Source organism: Vibrio atypicus, from assembly GCF_009811315.1.
GTDB lineage: Bacteria > Pseudomonadota > Gammaproteobacteria > Enterobacterales > Vibrionaceae > Vibrio > Vibrio atypicus.
Genome location: NZ_BLID01000013.1, coordinates 1 through 13,512, shown reverse-complemented (window position 1 = coordinate 13,512; position 13,512 = coordinate 1). Strand labels below are relative to the sequence as shown.

Here is a 13,512-nt window from a genome sequence, read left to right as displayed (position 1 = left end):
GTTGTCTTGTAAAAAACGATCATTTAGCGAGTGATGTTTTACGTGTCTGACGACTGGTTTTGATTCCATCCACACTAAACACCACCAAGGCTCCCCAAATAAAAGCGAAGGTGATGGCTTTGTCTGCGGTAAAGGCTTCGCCGTAAACCAAGACGGCAAGTAGGAACATCAGGCTTGGCCCAATGTACTGGAAAAAACCTAACGTCGAGAGCTTTAGGCGAGTGGCAGCACCGGTAAAGCAGAGCAGTGGCAGGGTGGTAATCACACCGGCTGAAATCAAAAGCAAGTTAAGGGTGATTGGGTTCGCCATTAAATCTGAAGTTGAGCTGTCAGCTATCCATAATAAATAGATAGCGGCTGCTGGAAGCAAAATCAGAGTTTCGATGAATAATCCTGTTTGCGCATCTAGGCTGACTTTCTTTCTTAGCAAGCCATAGCAACCAAAACTCAAAGCCAACACGATAGCGACGACAGGCACCGAGCCAAAGGCGATCAGCTGAACCAATACGCCGCAACTTGCTAAAACAACAGCAAACCATTGCATTTTACGTAAGCGCTCGCCAAGGAACAGCATTCCAAGCAGCACATTGATCAGTGGGTTGATGTAGTAGCCCAAGCTCGCATCAAGCATATGATTGGTGTTGACCGCCCAGATGAAAATCAACCAGTTTGCAGCGATGACGATGGAGGTGGCCAATAAGTATGTCATCTTGATTTTTGATTTAAGAACATCACGAACGCCGCGCCAATGCCTTCCAAAATGAAGTAGGGCAGCCAACAGGAAAAAAGACCAAACGACGCGATGGCTGAGGATCTCTAGCGGAGAAACATCACTAATGGTTTTAAAGTAGATTGGGGCGATTCCCCACATGGTATACGCGCCAATAGCAAGTAGGACGCCTTGCTTTGCTCTCTGTTGTTCTTCTGGGGTCATGCGCGTTTTCTCAACACTATATTTACAAAATGAAACATCCAGTATACGAACGACGCTCTAAATCACCTAACAATTTGCAGTTTTATTCACCATCAATCCCCATTACAATTAGCGCTTTGCTTTTTGCACCTCCATACCTATCCCTATTGAGAATTGAATGACTGCCACACTGCTCGCTGAACAACCTGATTTGATGGCCACTCCTCAAAGCGTACTTGAGGAGATTTTTGGCTATCAAGAATTTCGCGATGGTCAGCAAGAGGTGATTGAAGCGGCCGTCGCCGGACAAGATAGCCTGGTGATTATGCCGACTGGTGGTGGTAAGTCGCTCTGTTATCAAATTCCTGCATTAGTGAGAAATGGCCTTACCTTAGTTATATCGCCGTTGATTTCTTTGATGAAAGACCAAGTGGATCAGCTGAAGGCGAATGGGGTGGCAGCAGAGTGCATTAACTCATCAATGCCACGCGAAGAGTTGATTTCGGTGTATAACCGGATGAATTCAGGTGCAATCAAGTTGATTTATGTATCGCCTGAGCGAGTGCTGATGCGTGATTTTATCGAGCGTTTAGAGCACTTGCCACTCTCGATGATTGCCGTAGATGAAGCTCACTGTATCTCTCAATGGGGACATGACTTTAGGCCGGAGTACGCGTCTCTTGGCCAACTGAAGCAATACTTCCCGCATGTGCCTTTTATGGCGCTAACCGCAACTGCTGATGACGCAACGCGTAAAGATATTATGCAGCGTCTGCAGTTGACTGAGCCACACAGTTATTTAGGTAGCTTTGACCGCCCAAATATTCGCTACACCTTAGTTGAAAAGCATAAACCGGTTTCTCAAGTCGTACGCTTTTTGGAAAACCAACGTGGTCAGTGCGGCATCATTTATTGTGGTAGCCGTAAAAAAGTGGAAATGGTCACAGAGAAGCTGTGTAACAACGGTTTGCGAGCGGCCAGCTATCATGCAGGGCTAGAGACCGACGAACGGGCTTACGTACAAGAAGCCTTCCAACGCGATGATATTCAAATTGTGGTCGCGACGGTGGCGTTTGGTATGGGCATTAACAAACCTAACGTACGTTTTGTTGTGCACTTTGATATTCCTCGTAACATTGAGTCTTACTATCAAGAGACAGGACGTGCAGGTCGCGACGGTTTACCCGCTGAAGCGATGATGTTGTACGATCCAGCTGATATCAGTTGGTTGCGCCGAATGTTAGATGAAAAAGACGAAGGCCCACAAAAGCAGGTTGAAGCACATAAACTGAATGCGATGACCGCATTCGCTGAAGCGCAAACGTGTCGTCGCCAGGTTCTGCTTAATTACTTTGGCGAATATCGTGAGAAGCCTTGTGGTAACTGCGACATCTGCCTTGACCCACCAAAACACTTCGATGCGACGGAGCAATCACAAAAAGCGCTCTCTTGTGTGTATCGCGTCAATCAGAGTTTTGGTATTGGTTATGTCGTTGAAGTACTGCGTGGTATGCAGAACATCCGTGTGCGAGAGAATGGCCACGACAAACTCTCTACTTATGGTATTGGCCGTGAAAACAGCCACGACTATTGGGTGAGTATCTTCCGTCAGTTGATTCATAAAGGACTACTGACGCAAAATATTACCCGCAACTCGACATTGCAACTGACCGAAGAAGCGCGTCCTTTATTGAGAGGGGAAATGTCGCTGGAGTTGGCTGTGCCTCGCCTTGATACTGCGGCTCGGGCTGCGAAATCAGATAAGTTGTCGAGTAAGAATTACGATAAGAAGTTGTTTGCTAAGTTGCGTAAGCTGCGCAAAGCGATAGCAGATGAAGATGGCTTACCACCTTACGTGGTATTCAGTGACGCGACTTTGATTGATATGGCGGAAATCCTGCCGACCTCTTACGGGGAAATGCTCGCGGTTAACGGCGTTGGACAACGTAAACTGGATAAATACGCGGACCCATTTTTAAATTTAATTCAGGAACACTTAACCAATCATGGCTGATACGAATATGGTGAACGAACAACAAACGGAATTTGGTCTTTCTCAGTATGACGCAGAAGAAGGTCGCATCATCATCCGTACTCCAAATTTTGATTTTGATACTTTCCCTGAGCTTGGCGATAAGTTGTTGAAATTACTTTCAGCACAAGCGATCGAGAAGCAGTGGGATGCAGATATCCATTCATGGTTGATTGATTTTGAAGATTGCCAACTGTTTCTTCGTGCGGAGCACTACAGTGAATGTGTGTGGTTAGAAGCGTTATCTTCAGGTGATTCGAAACAGGAACTCGACTTCCTTGCATCACTGTTTGAACGTGGATTTTAATACGCCAACGATTGCTTAGAAACCTAGGCTTGCGACGTTAATTGGTTAATGTATAATCGCCCGCCGCGATATTTGTCTTGCTAGAAGTTTCATCATTTCAAATATCATGTTTGTTTTACATTGTTGGTCAGAGTCATTCCAAAGGGTTGGAATAGATTCGATTTGGGTTCCCTCGCCCCCAAACCAAACTAAAAAGGTATCGCATGAGTAACTTTACCCCTGCGCAGCAGCGCAAAGCCCTTCTATTGTTAGTGTTATTTCACTTGGTCATCATTGCATCAAGTAACTACCTAGTACAATTACCCTTTACTGTGTTCGGTTTCCATACCACTTGGGGTGCATTCACTTTCCCATTTATTTTTCTAGCGACAGATTTGACCGTGCGTGTTTTTGGCGCCAAGTTAGCAAGAAAAATCATTTTCTTAGTGATGTTGCCGGCACTTGCTGTCTCTTACGCTTTATCCGTTTTGTTCTTTGAAGGTCAATTTCAAGGGTTCTCGCACTTAGGCGAATTCAACTTGTTTGTGGCTCGTATTGCTATCGCCAGTTTTATGGCTTATTTATTAGGGCAAATTCTGGATGTGCATGTATTCAACCGCCTACGTCAGTTGAAGCAGTGGTGGGTAGCACCAACTTGTTCGACGCTGTTTGGTAATGCGTTGGACACGATTGCCTTCTTTGCGATTGCTTTTTACCAAAGCCCAGATCCATTTATGGCAGAGCACTGGACGGAAATTGCGCTGGTGGATTACGGATTTAAACTAGTGATTAGTTTAGGCCTGTTTGTACCAATGTACGGCATGCTTCTTAACTATTTAGTAAGAAAACTCACTGCAGTAAATCCAGATTTCAAAATCGTTGGCGCAAACTGATTGTTTTGACATGCTGAAGATAATAAAAAGCCCGAGGGATAAGGTCTCTCAGGCTTTTTGCATTAGAGGATAAATGATCAGTTCGCAATCACGGTCAGCGGCCACCCAATATCACTTTGACGGTTTGCTTCAATTTCAAGCTCTGCCGCAGTAAGAGGGTTGTTATCCAACCATTGTGCATCAACAGTTAAGACTAACTTATCGGCCTCTGATGCCAATGTAATCGCTGGCTCAAGCGCTGGATTACGGCGATGAGTCAGTAGCACCGCAAGGCGTAATAGGCGCAATACGCGCTTAGCACTTGCTCCTGAGATCGCATGTTGCTCAGGCAGTGAGGTTAATTGCTCACGATACCGGCGAGCAATTTCACCCAATAGGTGCTTTTGCGCCAAGGTGTAGCCTGGTAGGTCTAAGCTTTGTAGAAGGTAAGCGCTATGAGTCCCACCTTTTTTGAAATCGATGGTTAAACCAATTTCATGCAGCTTCGCAGCCGTTTCGAGTAAAACCTTACCTTGTTCTTCCGCGATCCAGTCCGGTTGACATTGACTCAGCAGCGAATTTGCAAGTGTTGCGACTTGCTCGCCATAAGCGCGATCAATCTGGTAGCGGCTTTGGATGCTAGCAATGGTGCGGGCACGAATATCGTCTTGCTTAAGCTCGTCGACCATTTCATATACTAAGCCTTCACGCAAAGCACCGCCTGCCAGTGTCATTGAATCAATCTCAAGCAATTCGAAAATCGCAATCAGAATAGACAAGCCACTTGGGAAAACTAAAGCACGCTCAAGGGTCAGACCTTCAATCTCAAGCTCTTCAAGATGGTCTGCTCGCATTGCTTGTTTCTGTAGGCGTTTTAATTTGGCATGAGTGATCACTTCATCCATACCTTGCGCCAACATGATTTCTTGTAATGCTTGCACTGTGCCAGAGGCGCCGACACAGACATCCCAACCGATATTTGTATACTGCTCCAAAATCGGCTGAAGTGTTTCTTTCGCCGCCAAAATGGCATTGTTGAAATTAGTCACGGTGAGTTGGCGGTCTTTAAAATGACGTTCCAACCAAGTGACGCATCCCATCTTTAAACTGGTGAGGGCTTTAGCTTCAAAACCTTGGCCAATGATCAGTTCGGTACTGGCTCCACCAATATCGACCACCAATCGACGACCACTGCCTCCAGAAGTATGAGCAACGCCTTTGTATATGGTTGCGGCTTCTTCTTCACCAGAGATCACTTCAATATCATGACCTAAGATTTGATTGGCTTTCTTTAAGAAAATATCCACGTTTGTTGCGGTGCGCAGCGTTGCGGTGCCGACGATACGAATATTTTCCGTCGGGATATCTTGCAGTCGTTCAGCAAAAAGACTCAAGCAGTCCCAACCGCGTTGCATGGCTTCAAGGCTTAGGGCGTTATTTTCGTCCAAACCTGCCGCAAGGCGAACTTTGCGTTTGATTTTAGCCATCGTTTGTACACTGCCATCAATGTGACGCACAACGAGCATATGAAAACTGTTCGACCCGAGGTCGATGGCTGCGTAAAGCGGAGAAGAAACTGCTTGGCTCATAGACGACTTAAGAATCCTTTTGCTGACGTGGACGAGAGCGATTGTTTTGGCGACGGTTACCTGAACGAGAACCACCAGTATTGGTACGACGCTGCTGCGGACGATTTGAACGCATGCGAATTGGCGCAGGTAGATCTTCGATCAGAGCGCTTGGGTCGTAATCCGAAACTGGAATTGCGTGTTCAATGTATTCTTCGATTGGTGGAAGGTTAATGGCGTAATCTTCACAAGCAAAGCTAATCGAGTGACCACTTGCACCAGCACGGCCAGTACGGCCAATACGGTGAACATAGTCTTCACAGTCGTCAGGCAAGTCGAAGTTGAATACGTGCGTTACTTGTGGAATGTGTAGGCCACGAGCGGCAACATCAGTCGCAACCAACAGATCCACTTCGCCCTTAGTAAATTGCTCAAGGATGCGTTCACGTTTCTTCTGTGGAACATCACCGGTTAGTAGACCGACTCGGTGTCCATCTGCCGCTAGGTGCCCCCACACTGAATCACATTTGTGTTTGGTGTTAGCAAAAATAATCGCGCGATCTGGCCACTCTTCTTCAATTAGAGTCTGAAGCAATGACATCTTGTGTTCGTTAGATGGGTAGAACAACTCTTCTTGGATGCGGTGACCCGTTTTGCGTTCTGGCTCAACAACCACATGCTCTGGGTTGTGCATGTGTTCGAAAGCTAACTCTTGTACACGGTAAGATAGCGTGGCAGAAAACAGCATGTTCATGCGGTCTTGTGGTTCTGGCATACGGCGGAACAAGAAACGAATATCTTTAATAAACCCAAGATCGAACATGCGATCCGCTTCATCAAGTACAACGGCTTGAATGTGATTTAGGTTAAAGACTTTCTGTTTATAGAAGTCAATGATGCGGCCAGTTGTACCAATCAGTACATCCACACCTTGCTCAAGCTTACCTAATTGCTTGTCGTAGCTTTCGCCACCGTAAGCTAATGCCGCTTTAATACCCGTGCTTTCAATCAGTGGGGCAGCGTCATTGTAGATCTGAATCGCTAACTCACGCGTTGGTGCCATAATAATAGCGCGCGGTTGAGTTGGCTTACGACCTTCATGTTCAGGTGTCGTCAGTAAGTGGTTAAAAGTAGCCGTCAGGAAAGCCAGGGTTTTACCTGTGCCTGTTTGAGCCTGACCTGCGATGTCTTGGCCGGTGAGCAGTACCGGCAACGCCAAAGCTTGAATTGGGGTACAAAATTCGAACCCTTTTTTCTCCAAACCTTCAGTAACTTGAGGATGTAATCCCAAATCGGCGAACTTTTGCTCTGTGATATGCGTCTTTTTCATGGCTATAGAATATCAGCTTAAGCTTGCAATACGAAAGTAAATACATTCCAATAGGGCATCTAAATCCTGGTTATCTTGCAACCAGTTCAAAAAAACACATTGGAGTGGAAGATGAGTGATAAGATTTTGCAGCTTACTGATGACGGTTTTGAAAACGATGTAATCAATGCTGCAGGCCCAGTTCTTGTTGATTTTTGGGCAGAATGGTGTGGTCCTTGTAAAATGATCGCTCCTATCCTGGACGAAATCGCGGACGAGTACGAAGGCAAGCTCACTATCGGTAAACTAAATATCGACCAAAATGCGGGTACACCGCCTAAATTTGGTATCCGTGGTATTCCAACGTTGCTTCTATTTAAAGATGGTAACGTAGCCGCTACTAAAGTAGGCGCACTATCTAAGACTCAACTAAAAGAGTTCTTAGACGCAAATCTTTAGTCGTAGATGAGACCGTGCATTGGAATAGTGCACGGTTTTGTTTTTTGAACACCAACAAAATCTAGACTAGGCTACTATTTAGTGCTAGTTTATCGCACGTTAATTAAACAAGTTTCTCTTCTTGGTCGATCCTGAGACCGAATCCATCTTAACTAAATAACAGATCCTATTTTGACTAAACAAGTATCCACCACAATGAATCTTACAGAATTGAAGAACAGACCTGTGTCTGATCTTGTTAAACTTGGCGAGAGCTTGGGCCTTGAAAACCTAGCACGTCTAAGAAAGCAAGACATCATCTTCTCCATCCTAAAAGCGCACGCTAAAAGTGGTGAAGATATTTTTGGCGACGGTGTTCTGGAAATACTTCAAGACGGCTTTGGTTTCTTGCGTAGTGCAGACAGCTCATACCTAGCTGGTCCGGACGATATTTACGTTTCTCCAAGTCAGATCCGTCGTTTTAACCTACGTACAGGTGACTCTATTGCCGGGAAAATTCGTCCACCAAAAGACGGTGAACGTTATTTTGCTCTGCTTAAAGTCAATACAGTTAATGATGACAAGCCAGATAACGCGCGTAACAAGATTCTATTTGAAAACTTGACGCCACTGCACGCAAACGAGCGTATGGTTATGGAGCGTGGTAACGGTTCGACAGAAGATATTACTGCTCGTGTTCTAGATTTAGCGTCACCAATTGGTAAAGGTCAGCGTGGTCTGATCGTGGCGCCGCCTAAAGCGGGTAAAACAATGCTGCTGCAAAATATTGCGCAGAGCATTGCTTACAACCACCCAGAGTGTGAGTTGATGGTACTTCTTATCGACGAACGTCCAGAAGAAGTAACAGAGATGCAGCGCTTAGTGAAAGGTGAAGTTATCGCTTCTACTTTTGATGAGCCAGCATCACGTCACGTGCAAGTCGCTGAAATGGTGATCGAGAAAGCAAAACGTCTTGTTGAACACAAGAAAGACGTGGTTATCCTGCTTGACTCTATCACTCGTCTAGCGCGTGCTTACAACACCGTTGTTCCTTCATCAGGTAAAGTTCTTACTGGTGGTGTGGATGCGAATGCCCTTCATCGTCCTAAGCGCTTCTTCGGTGCTGCTCGTAACGTTGAAGAAGGCGGTAGTTTGACGATTCTGGCGACAGCGCTAGTAGATACAGGTTCTAAGATGGACGAAGTAATCTACGAAGAGTTTAAAGGTACAGGTAACATGGAAATTCACCTGAACCGTAAGATCGCTGAGAAACGTGTATTCCCAGCAATCGACTTTAACCGTAGTGGTACGCGTCGTGAAGAGCTTCTAACCAAGAACGAAGAGCTACAGAAGATGTGGATTCTACGTAAGATTGTTCACCCAATGGGCGAAATCGATGCGATGGAATTCCTGATTGATAAGCTTGCAATGACGAAGACCAATGATGAGTTCTTCGATGCAATGCGTCGTCAGTAATTCGGACTGATTTCTAATAAAACGCCACCGCACAAGCGGTGGCGTTTTTGTTTGCATTATCACCTGATAACAAGCACAATGGTGGAAATGTTACAAGGAGGTTAACATGCAACAAGGACTGTTGTCGTCGGTACTCCTATCCGCATTATTACTAGGAGCGCCCGTTGTCTCTGCATCAGAGATGACGCCCAACCGCGTCGAAACATTATTGCAAGATGAGCAAGTTCATCAAAAAGTCGCTCAGTTGCTTCAGTATGTGATTGAAGACAATATTGACTCTCTTAATTTCGCTCTCGAAAGGCTTTCCCTACCTCAACAAGAAGTCACCCGCTATCTACTGCTTAATAAGATCGAACATCAACAAATCATTCTGACCCCTAAAATGGCTGTATTCGTCGAACAGCAAAAGTCTATGGTTCCAACCTATCAAGTATTGGAACGAGGGGATGGCTACGAGTTCTCTGTGCCTGCTTTTAACTATCCTGCTATTGCTAGCCGTTTGTTGAAACAGTGGAAACAAGATCAGTCGACACTCGACTTTGTGTTAAAAGCTGAGCGAGGAGAGCTTGATTTACAGCAGTGGCTATCAGGTAACGATTACCAAGTGCAAACCCGTGAAGCCTTATTGATTAGAGAACTCGATAGTCTATCTGCTGAAGCGGTTTCTGGGTTAGCCAAACAATTAACGGAAGAGGCGGTAATAAGCTGGCTTCCTTCATCTGAGGTGATGGTTCGTTTGGCTCAAGTCAGCGAAGATCCTGAAGTGTATAAATTGGTGTGGTTAATGCGCGCTGATTTTAATAGCCAACAAGAGTTGTCTCGATTGGCGAAAGTCGCGGATGAGTTTTCTATTGAGCAAATTATTCATGCATCGCAAAACCCAAGCCTAAAAGAGCATGCCTTTAAGCAGCTAACCCGTATTCGGCCTATGAGCCAAGAGACAAAAGCATTCCTCATCGAACGAATGGCTCTAAAGGATGACGCGCCTTTGGTTGCGCAGGAATTGGCACGCCAAGGCTATACATCTTGGTTAGAAGAGTTGGTCAGTAGTAACCAATCGGTGCGTAGCAGCGCAATAATGAACGTACTGTCACAATAGCGTTGATCAGGTAAAAATAACCACAAGAAAAAGAGGGATCGAATGATTCCTCTTTTTGTTATACTGCTTGCAGTTTAACCAGCCATTATGAAGGCCTATGAGTTTTAAGGATTTACGTGATTTCATTGCTCATCTTGAACAAGAGGGCAAACTGAAACGCATCACTCACCCTGTTGACCCACATTATGAAATGACTGAAATCAGCGACCGGACTTTACGTTCAGGTGGTCCTGCTTTGTTATTTGAAAATCCCATTGGCTATGATATTCCGGTTCTGACTAACTTGTTTGGTACGCCTGAACGAGTGGCGATGGGTATGGGCCGCAGCGAAGTGAAAGAGCTGCGTGAAGTTGGGAAACTGCTGGCGTACTTGAAAGAACCAGAACCGCCACGTGGATTTAAAGACGCGTTGGATAAAATTCCGGTTTTTAAGCAAGTGCTCAACATGCCCGCAAAGCGTCTTCGAAAAGCCGCATGTCAGGAAGTGGTTTGGCAAGGAGATGACGTCGATTTAGATAAGATCCCTGTGATGAGCTGCTGGCAAGATGATGTTGCTCCTTTATTGACTTGGGGATTAACCGTCACGCGCGGCCCACACAAGAAACGCCAAAACTTGGGGATTTACCGTCAGCAAAAAATCGCTAAGAACAAGATCATCATGCGCTGGTTAGCCCATAGAGGCGGTGCGCTGGATCTACGTGATTGGATGGAAACACACCCGGGTAAACCATTCCCAATTTCTGTGGCTTTTGGGGCTGACCCTGCGACGATACTCGGCGCGGTTACACCGGTTCCGGATACCCTATCTGAATACGCATTTGCTGGATTACTTCGTGGTAGTAAAACTGAAGTGGTTAAATCAGTCAGTAATGACCTTGAAGTACCTGCGAGTGCCGAAATTGTGATGGAAGGTTATATCGATCCAAATGAGTATGCTGATGAAGGTCCTTATGGTGACCATACTGGCTATTACAACGAAAAAGAAAAGCACCACGTTTTCACAATTACGCATATCACAATGCGTAAAGACCCGATTTACCACAGCACATACACGGGGCGTCCGCCAGATGAACCTGCTGTGTTAGGAGTTGCACTGAATGAAGTGTTTGTTCCTATTTTACAAAAGCAGTTTCCTGAGATAGAAGATTTCTACCTACCGCCTGAAGGGTGCTCGTATCGGATGGCAGTCGTGACGATCAAGAAGCAGTACCCTGGTCATGCCAAGCGCGTGATGTTAGGCGTGTGGTCTTTCTTGCGTCAGTTCATGTATACCAAATTTGTCGTCGTATGTGATGAAAGCGTTGATGCTCGTAGCTGGGACGATGTGATTAAAGCAATGGCTAATAACATGGAACCGGTTCGAGATACTCTGATGATCGAAAATACGCCGATTGATTCGTTAGACTTCGCTTCACCTATCGTTGGGTTAGGCTCAAAAATGGGTATGGATGCGACGATTAAATGGGACGCAGAAAAAGCGTCTGATCCAGATTTAGCGGTTCGTTCTATTGAGTCTCTAAGTCAAGAGGTCTTAGAACAATTTAAAGCTGAAAATAGTGAAGTGATCGATATCGCACTACCTAAATCGGCAGGTGACGACCGCTTTGCGATTGTATCGATGCGTAAATCCCAGGCTGGAGAGTCTAAGCGTCTGCTCGAGAAACTGTGGCAACTATTAGAGCAGTATACGGACGCAAAATTTGTGGTGTTATGCGATGAAGATGTCAATGTTCACGATTGGAATGACATTATTTGGGCGATGACGACTCGAATGGACCCTGCACGTGATACGGTTCAAATCTCGGCACAGAATGGACGTTGTTCTAAACTGGCTTTAGATGCAACGAATAAATTCAGTGGTGAAGTAGAAAGAGAATGGGGCGTTCCCATTAAGAAAGACCCAGAGCTCGTTGCGCAGGTTGATGCGAAATGGAGTAAGCTGGGAATATCATGATAAACACTATCGTCTTGCTGCCTCAAGGTATTGCTTTTGAGGTGCAAGATGGGCAGACGATATTGGAAGCGGCGCTCAACAATAATATTCGCTTCCCTCATCGATGCCAGGTTGGGGCGTGTGCAGCGTGTCTGTGCCGCAAACTTGAAGGAACAGTAAGTTACCACCTTGAACCGATGCTCACTGAGAAAGAGCAACAACAAGGTTGGGTATTTGCTTGTCAGGCGTACGCCGAAAGTAATTTAGTACTTACTTTTGAGGAGTAAGTAAGAGGAACACCATGACCATCCAATGTAAAGTAAAGTCAATTAGGCCGTTAGCTTGTAATACTTATCAAATTCTTCTTCACCCAGAGTCACCTGTTAACTTTAAAGCAGGGCAGTACCTAATGGTTGTGATGGGTGAAAAAGACAAGCGTCCTTTCTCTATTGCAAGTAGCCCATGCCGTCATGAGGGTGAGCTAGAACTGCATATTGGTGCAGCTGAACAAAACGCTTACGCCTTAGAAGTGGTAGAAGCTATGAAAGCTGCCCTTGATAATGGCGGTGATATGACTATTGATGCTCCACATGGTGATGCTTGGATCCAAGAAGATAGTGATCGTCCATTGCTGCTTATTGCAGGTGGCACTGGCTTTAGCTATGTGCGTTCAATTCTTGATCACTGTGTTGCACAGAGTTTAAATAATGAAATCTACCTATACTGGGGTGGTCGTGATGATTGCCAACTGTATGCAAAAGAAGAGTTAGACCAGATCGCAGCGCAACACAGCAATGTTCACTTTGTACCAGTCGTTGAGCAAGCGCCAACGGAGTGGCAAGGTAAAGTCGGTAACGTATTAGAAGCGGTGAGTGGGGATTTCGCCTCACTGGCCGAGTATGACATCTACATTGCGGGTCGTTTCGAAATGGCAGGAGCTGCGCGTGAGCAATTTACTCAGAATAAAGGTGCTCAAAGCGATAGAATGTTCGCTGATGCCTATGCATTTATCTAAACTTGATTAAAAGAGACTAAAAAGAGAGCGAATTGCTCTCTTTTTTTGTGCTTTTGAATACAAATTCAACGAACAGTTACTTTTTTCAATTTTATTTGAAAAAGGGGTTGCGCTTAAAGCTGAACTCCCTATAATGCGCATCCACTGACACGGCAGACGCCACAAGGCTTTGTCGATAAATCAGTAAAGCCAACTCGCTTGTTTTGATGCTGAAACGCTTGAAACAAAAAATTCAAAAAAGTGTTTGACACTTGAGAATGAAACGCTAGAATGGCTGCCTCTTCCGAAGTGATGTGAGTCACAAAGAAGAAAAGCTCTTTAACAATATAAACCTATCAATCTGTGTGGGCACTCGTTGATGATAATCCAATTAGATATTCTTTCTTTATAGAGAGCGGTATCAAATTAGGTTTCAATGAACTGAGTGACCAAACGAGTCGAAAGACTTGGCACAGTCAATTCATTATCGTTCTGTTGGAACGATAATAGCTTTAAAATTACACAGTAGTTTTGAAGTCAGTATTCATTGAGCCGAACAAAATCTTAAATTGAAGAGTTTGATCATGGCTCA

Annotated in this window: 12 protein-coding genes; 9 read left to right on the top strand and 3 right to left on the bottom strand. The window is 45.2% G+C overall.

Features of this window, described 5'->3' with window-relative positions; genetic code table 11:
- Positions 1-19: 19 nt before the first annotated feature.
- The gene (gene rarD / locus GVO60_RS20235; protein ID WP_159657325.1) at positions 20-934 is read right to left on the bottom strand and encodes an EamA family transporter RarD; all 915 of its coding nucleotides are present in this window, start codon (positions 932-934) and stop codon (positions 20-22) included.
- 157 nt (positions 935-1,091) lie between these two features.
- Here rarD and recQ point away from each other — a divergent pair, with 157 nt between their 5' ends.
- From recQ to GVO60_RS20220, 3 genes are all read left to right on the top strand, one after another.
- Positions 1,092-2,927: an ATP-dependent DNA helicase RecQ gene (recQ, locus tag GVO60_RS20230; protein ID WP_159657323.1), complete on the top strand. Its 1,836-nt coding sequence runs from the start codon at positions 1,092-1,094 to the stop codon at positions 2,925-2,927.
- A complete protein-coding gene (locus tag GVO60_RS20225) occupies positions 2,920-3,252 on the top strand; it encodes a DUF3630 family protein (protein WP_225874952.1) in 333 nt (110 codons plus the stop codon). Before recQ ends, GVO60_RS20225 begins: the two co-directional genes overlap by 8 nt.
- 203 nt (positions 3,253-3,455) lie before the next feature.
- Entirely contained in the window at positions 3,456-4,124 is a 669-nt protein-coding gene (locus tag GVO60_RS20220; RefSeq protein ID WP_159657321.1) for a 7-cyano-7-deazaguanine/7-aminomethyl-7-deazaguanine transporter, read from the top strand.
- 77 nt (positions 4,125-4,201) lie between these two features.
- On the opposite strand, the gene gppA is transcribed toward GVO60_RS20220, so the two are convergent.
- Complete coding sequence (gene gppA, locus GVO60_RS20215; RefSeq protein ID WP_159657319.1) at positions 4,202-5,692, bottom strand: guanosine-5'-triphosphate,3'-diphosphate diphosphatase; 1,491 nt, start codon at positions 5,690-5,692, stop codon at positions 4,202-4,204.
- 7 nt (positions 5,693-5,699) lie between these two features.
- Positions 5,700-7,001: an ATP-dependent RNA helicase RhlB gene (gene rhlB / locus GVO60_RS20210; RefSeq protein WP_159657317.1), complete on the bottom strand. Its 1,302-nt coding sequence runs from the start codon at positions 6,999-7,001 to the stop codon at positions 5,700-5,702.
- Positions 7,002-7,112: 111 nt separating this feature from the next.
- Between rhlB and trxA the strand changes: the two genes are divergently transcribed.
- From trxA to fre, 6 genes are all read left to right on the top strand, one after another.
- Entirely contained in the window at positions 7,113-7,439 is a 327-nt protein-coding gene (gene trxA, locus GVO60_RS20205) for a thioredoxin TrxA (RefSeq protein ID WP_038139762.1), read from the top strand.
- A 195-nt stretch (positions 7,440-7,634) separates the two neighbouring features.
- On the top strand, positions 7,635-8,894 hold the full coding sequence (rho, locus tag GVO60_RS20200) for a transcription termination factor Rho (protein ID WP_159657315.1): 1,260 nt from the start codon (positions 7,635-7,637) through the stop codon (positions 8,892-8,894).
- Positions 8,895-9,000: 106 nt separating this feature from the next.
- Positions 9,001-9,993 carry a hypothetical protein gene (locus GVO60_RS20195; RefSeq protein WP_159657313.1) on the top strand — a complete coding sequence of 331 codons (993 nt, stop codon included), beginning with the start codon at positions 9,001-9,003 and terminating at the stop codon, positions 9,991-9,993.
- 97 nt (positions 9,994-10,090) lie between these two features.
- Positions 10,091-11,947, top strand: coding sequence for a 4-hydroxy-3-polyprenylbenzoate decarboxylase (gene ubiD, locus GVO60_RS20190; protein ID WP_159657311.1), 1,857 nt, complete (start codon positions 10,091-10,093; stop codon positions 11,945-11,947).
- Positions 11,944-12,213, top strand: coding sequence for a 2Fe-2S iron-sulfur cluster-binding protein (locus GVO60_RS20185; protein ID WP_159657309.1), 270 nt, complete (start codon positions 11,944-11,946; stop codon positions 12,211-12,213). The genes ubiD and GVO60_RS20185 overlap by 4 nt, the downstream gene beginning before the upstream one ends.
- Before the next feature lie 14 nt (positions 12,214-12,227).
- Entirely contained in the window at positions 12,228-12,941 is a 714-nt protein-coding gene (gene fre / locus GVO60_RS20180; RefSeq protein ID WP_159657307.1) for an NAD(P)H-flavin reductase, read from the top strand.
- The last annotated feature ends 571 nt before the right edge of the window (positions 12,942-13,512 follow it).

Excerpts from the sequence above, each read along its gene's own strand:
- rarD (WP_159657325.1), bottom strand. The coding sequence starts at position 934 with ATGACCCCAGAAGAACAACAGAGAGCAAAGCAAGGCGTCCTACTTGCT.
- recQ (WP_159657323.1), top strand. The coding sequence starts at position 1,092 with ATGACTGCCACACTGCTCGCTGAACAACCTGATTTGATGGCCACTCCT.
- GVO60_RS20225 (WP_225874952.1), top strand. The coding sequence starts at position 2,920 with ATGGCTGATACGAATATGGTGAACGAACAACAAACGGAATTTGGTCTT.
- GVO60_RS20220 (WP_159657321.1), top strand. The coding sequence starts at position 3,456 with ATGAGTAACTTTACCCCTGCGCAGCAGCGCAAAGCCCTTCTATTGTTA.
- gppA (WP_159657319.1), bottom strand. The coding sequence starts at position 5,692 with ATGAGCCAAGCAGTTTCTTCTCCGCTTTACGCAGCCATCGACCTCGGG.
- rhlB (WP_159657317.1), bottom strand. The coding sequence starts at position 7,001 with ATGAAAAAGACGCATATCACAGAGCAAAAGTTCGCCGATTTGGGATTA.
- trxA (WP_038139762.1), top strand. The coding sequence starts at position 7,113 with ATGAGTGATAAGATTTTGCAGCTTACTGATGACGGTTTTGAAAACGAT.
- rho (WP_159657315.1), top strand. The coding sequence starts at position 7,635 with ATGAATCTTACAGAATTGAAGAACAGACCTGTGTCTGATCTTGTTAAA.
- GVO60_RS20195 (WP_159657313.1), top strand. The coding sequence starts at position 9,001 with ATGCAACAAGGACTGTTGTCGTCGGTACTCCTATCCGCATTATTACTA.
- ubiD (WP_159657311.1), top strand. The coding sequence starts at position 10,091 with ATGAGTTTTAAGGATTTACGTGATTTCATTGCTCATCTTGAACAAGAG.
- GVO60_RS20185 (WP_159657309.1), top strand. The coding sequence starts at position 11,944 with ATGATAAACACTATCGTCTTGCTGCCTCAAGGTATTGCTTTTGAGGTG.
- fre (WP_159657307.1), top strand. The coding sequence starts at position 12,228 with ATGACCATCCAATGTAAAGTAAAGTCAATTAGGCCGTTAGCTTGTAAT.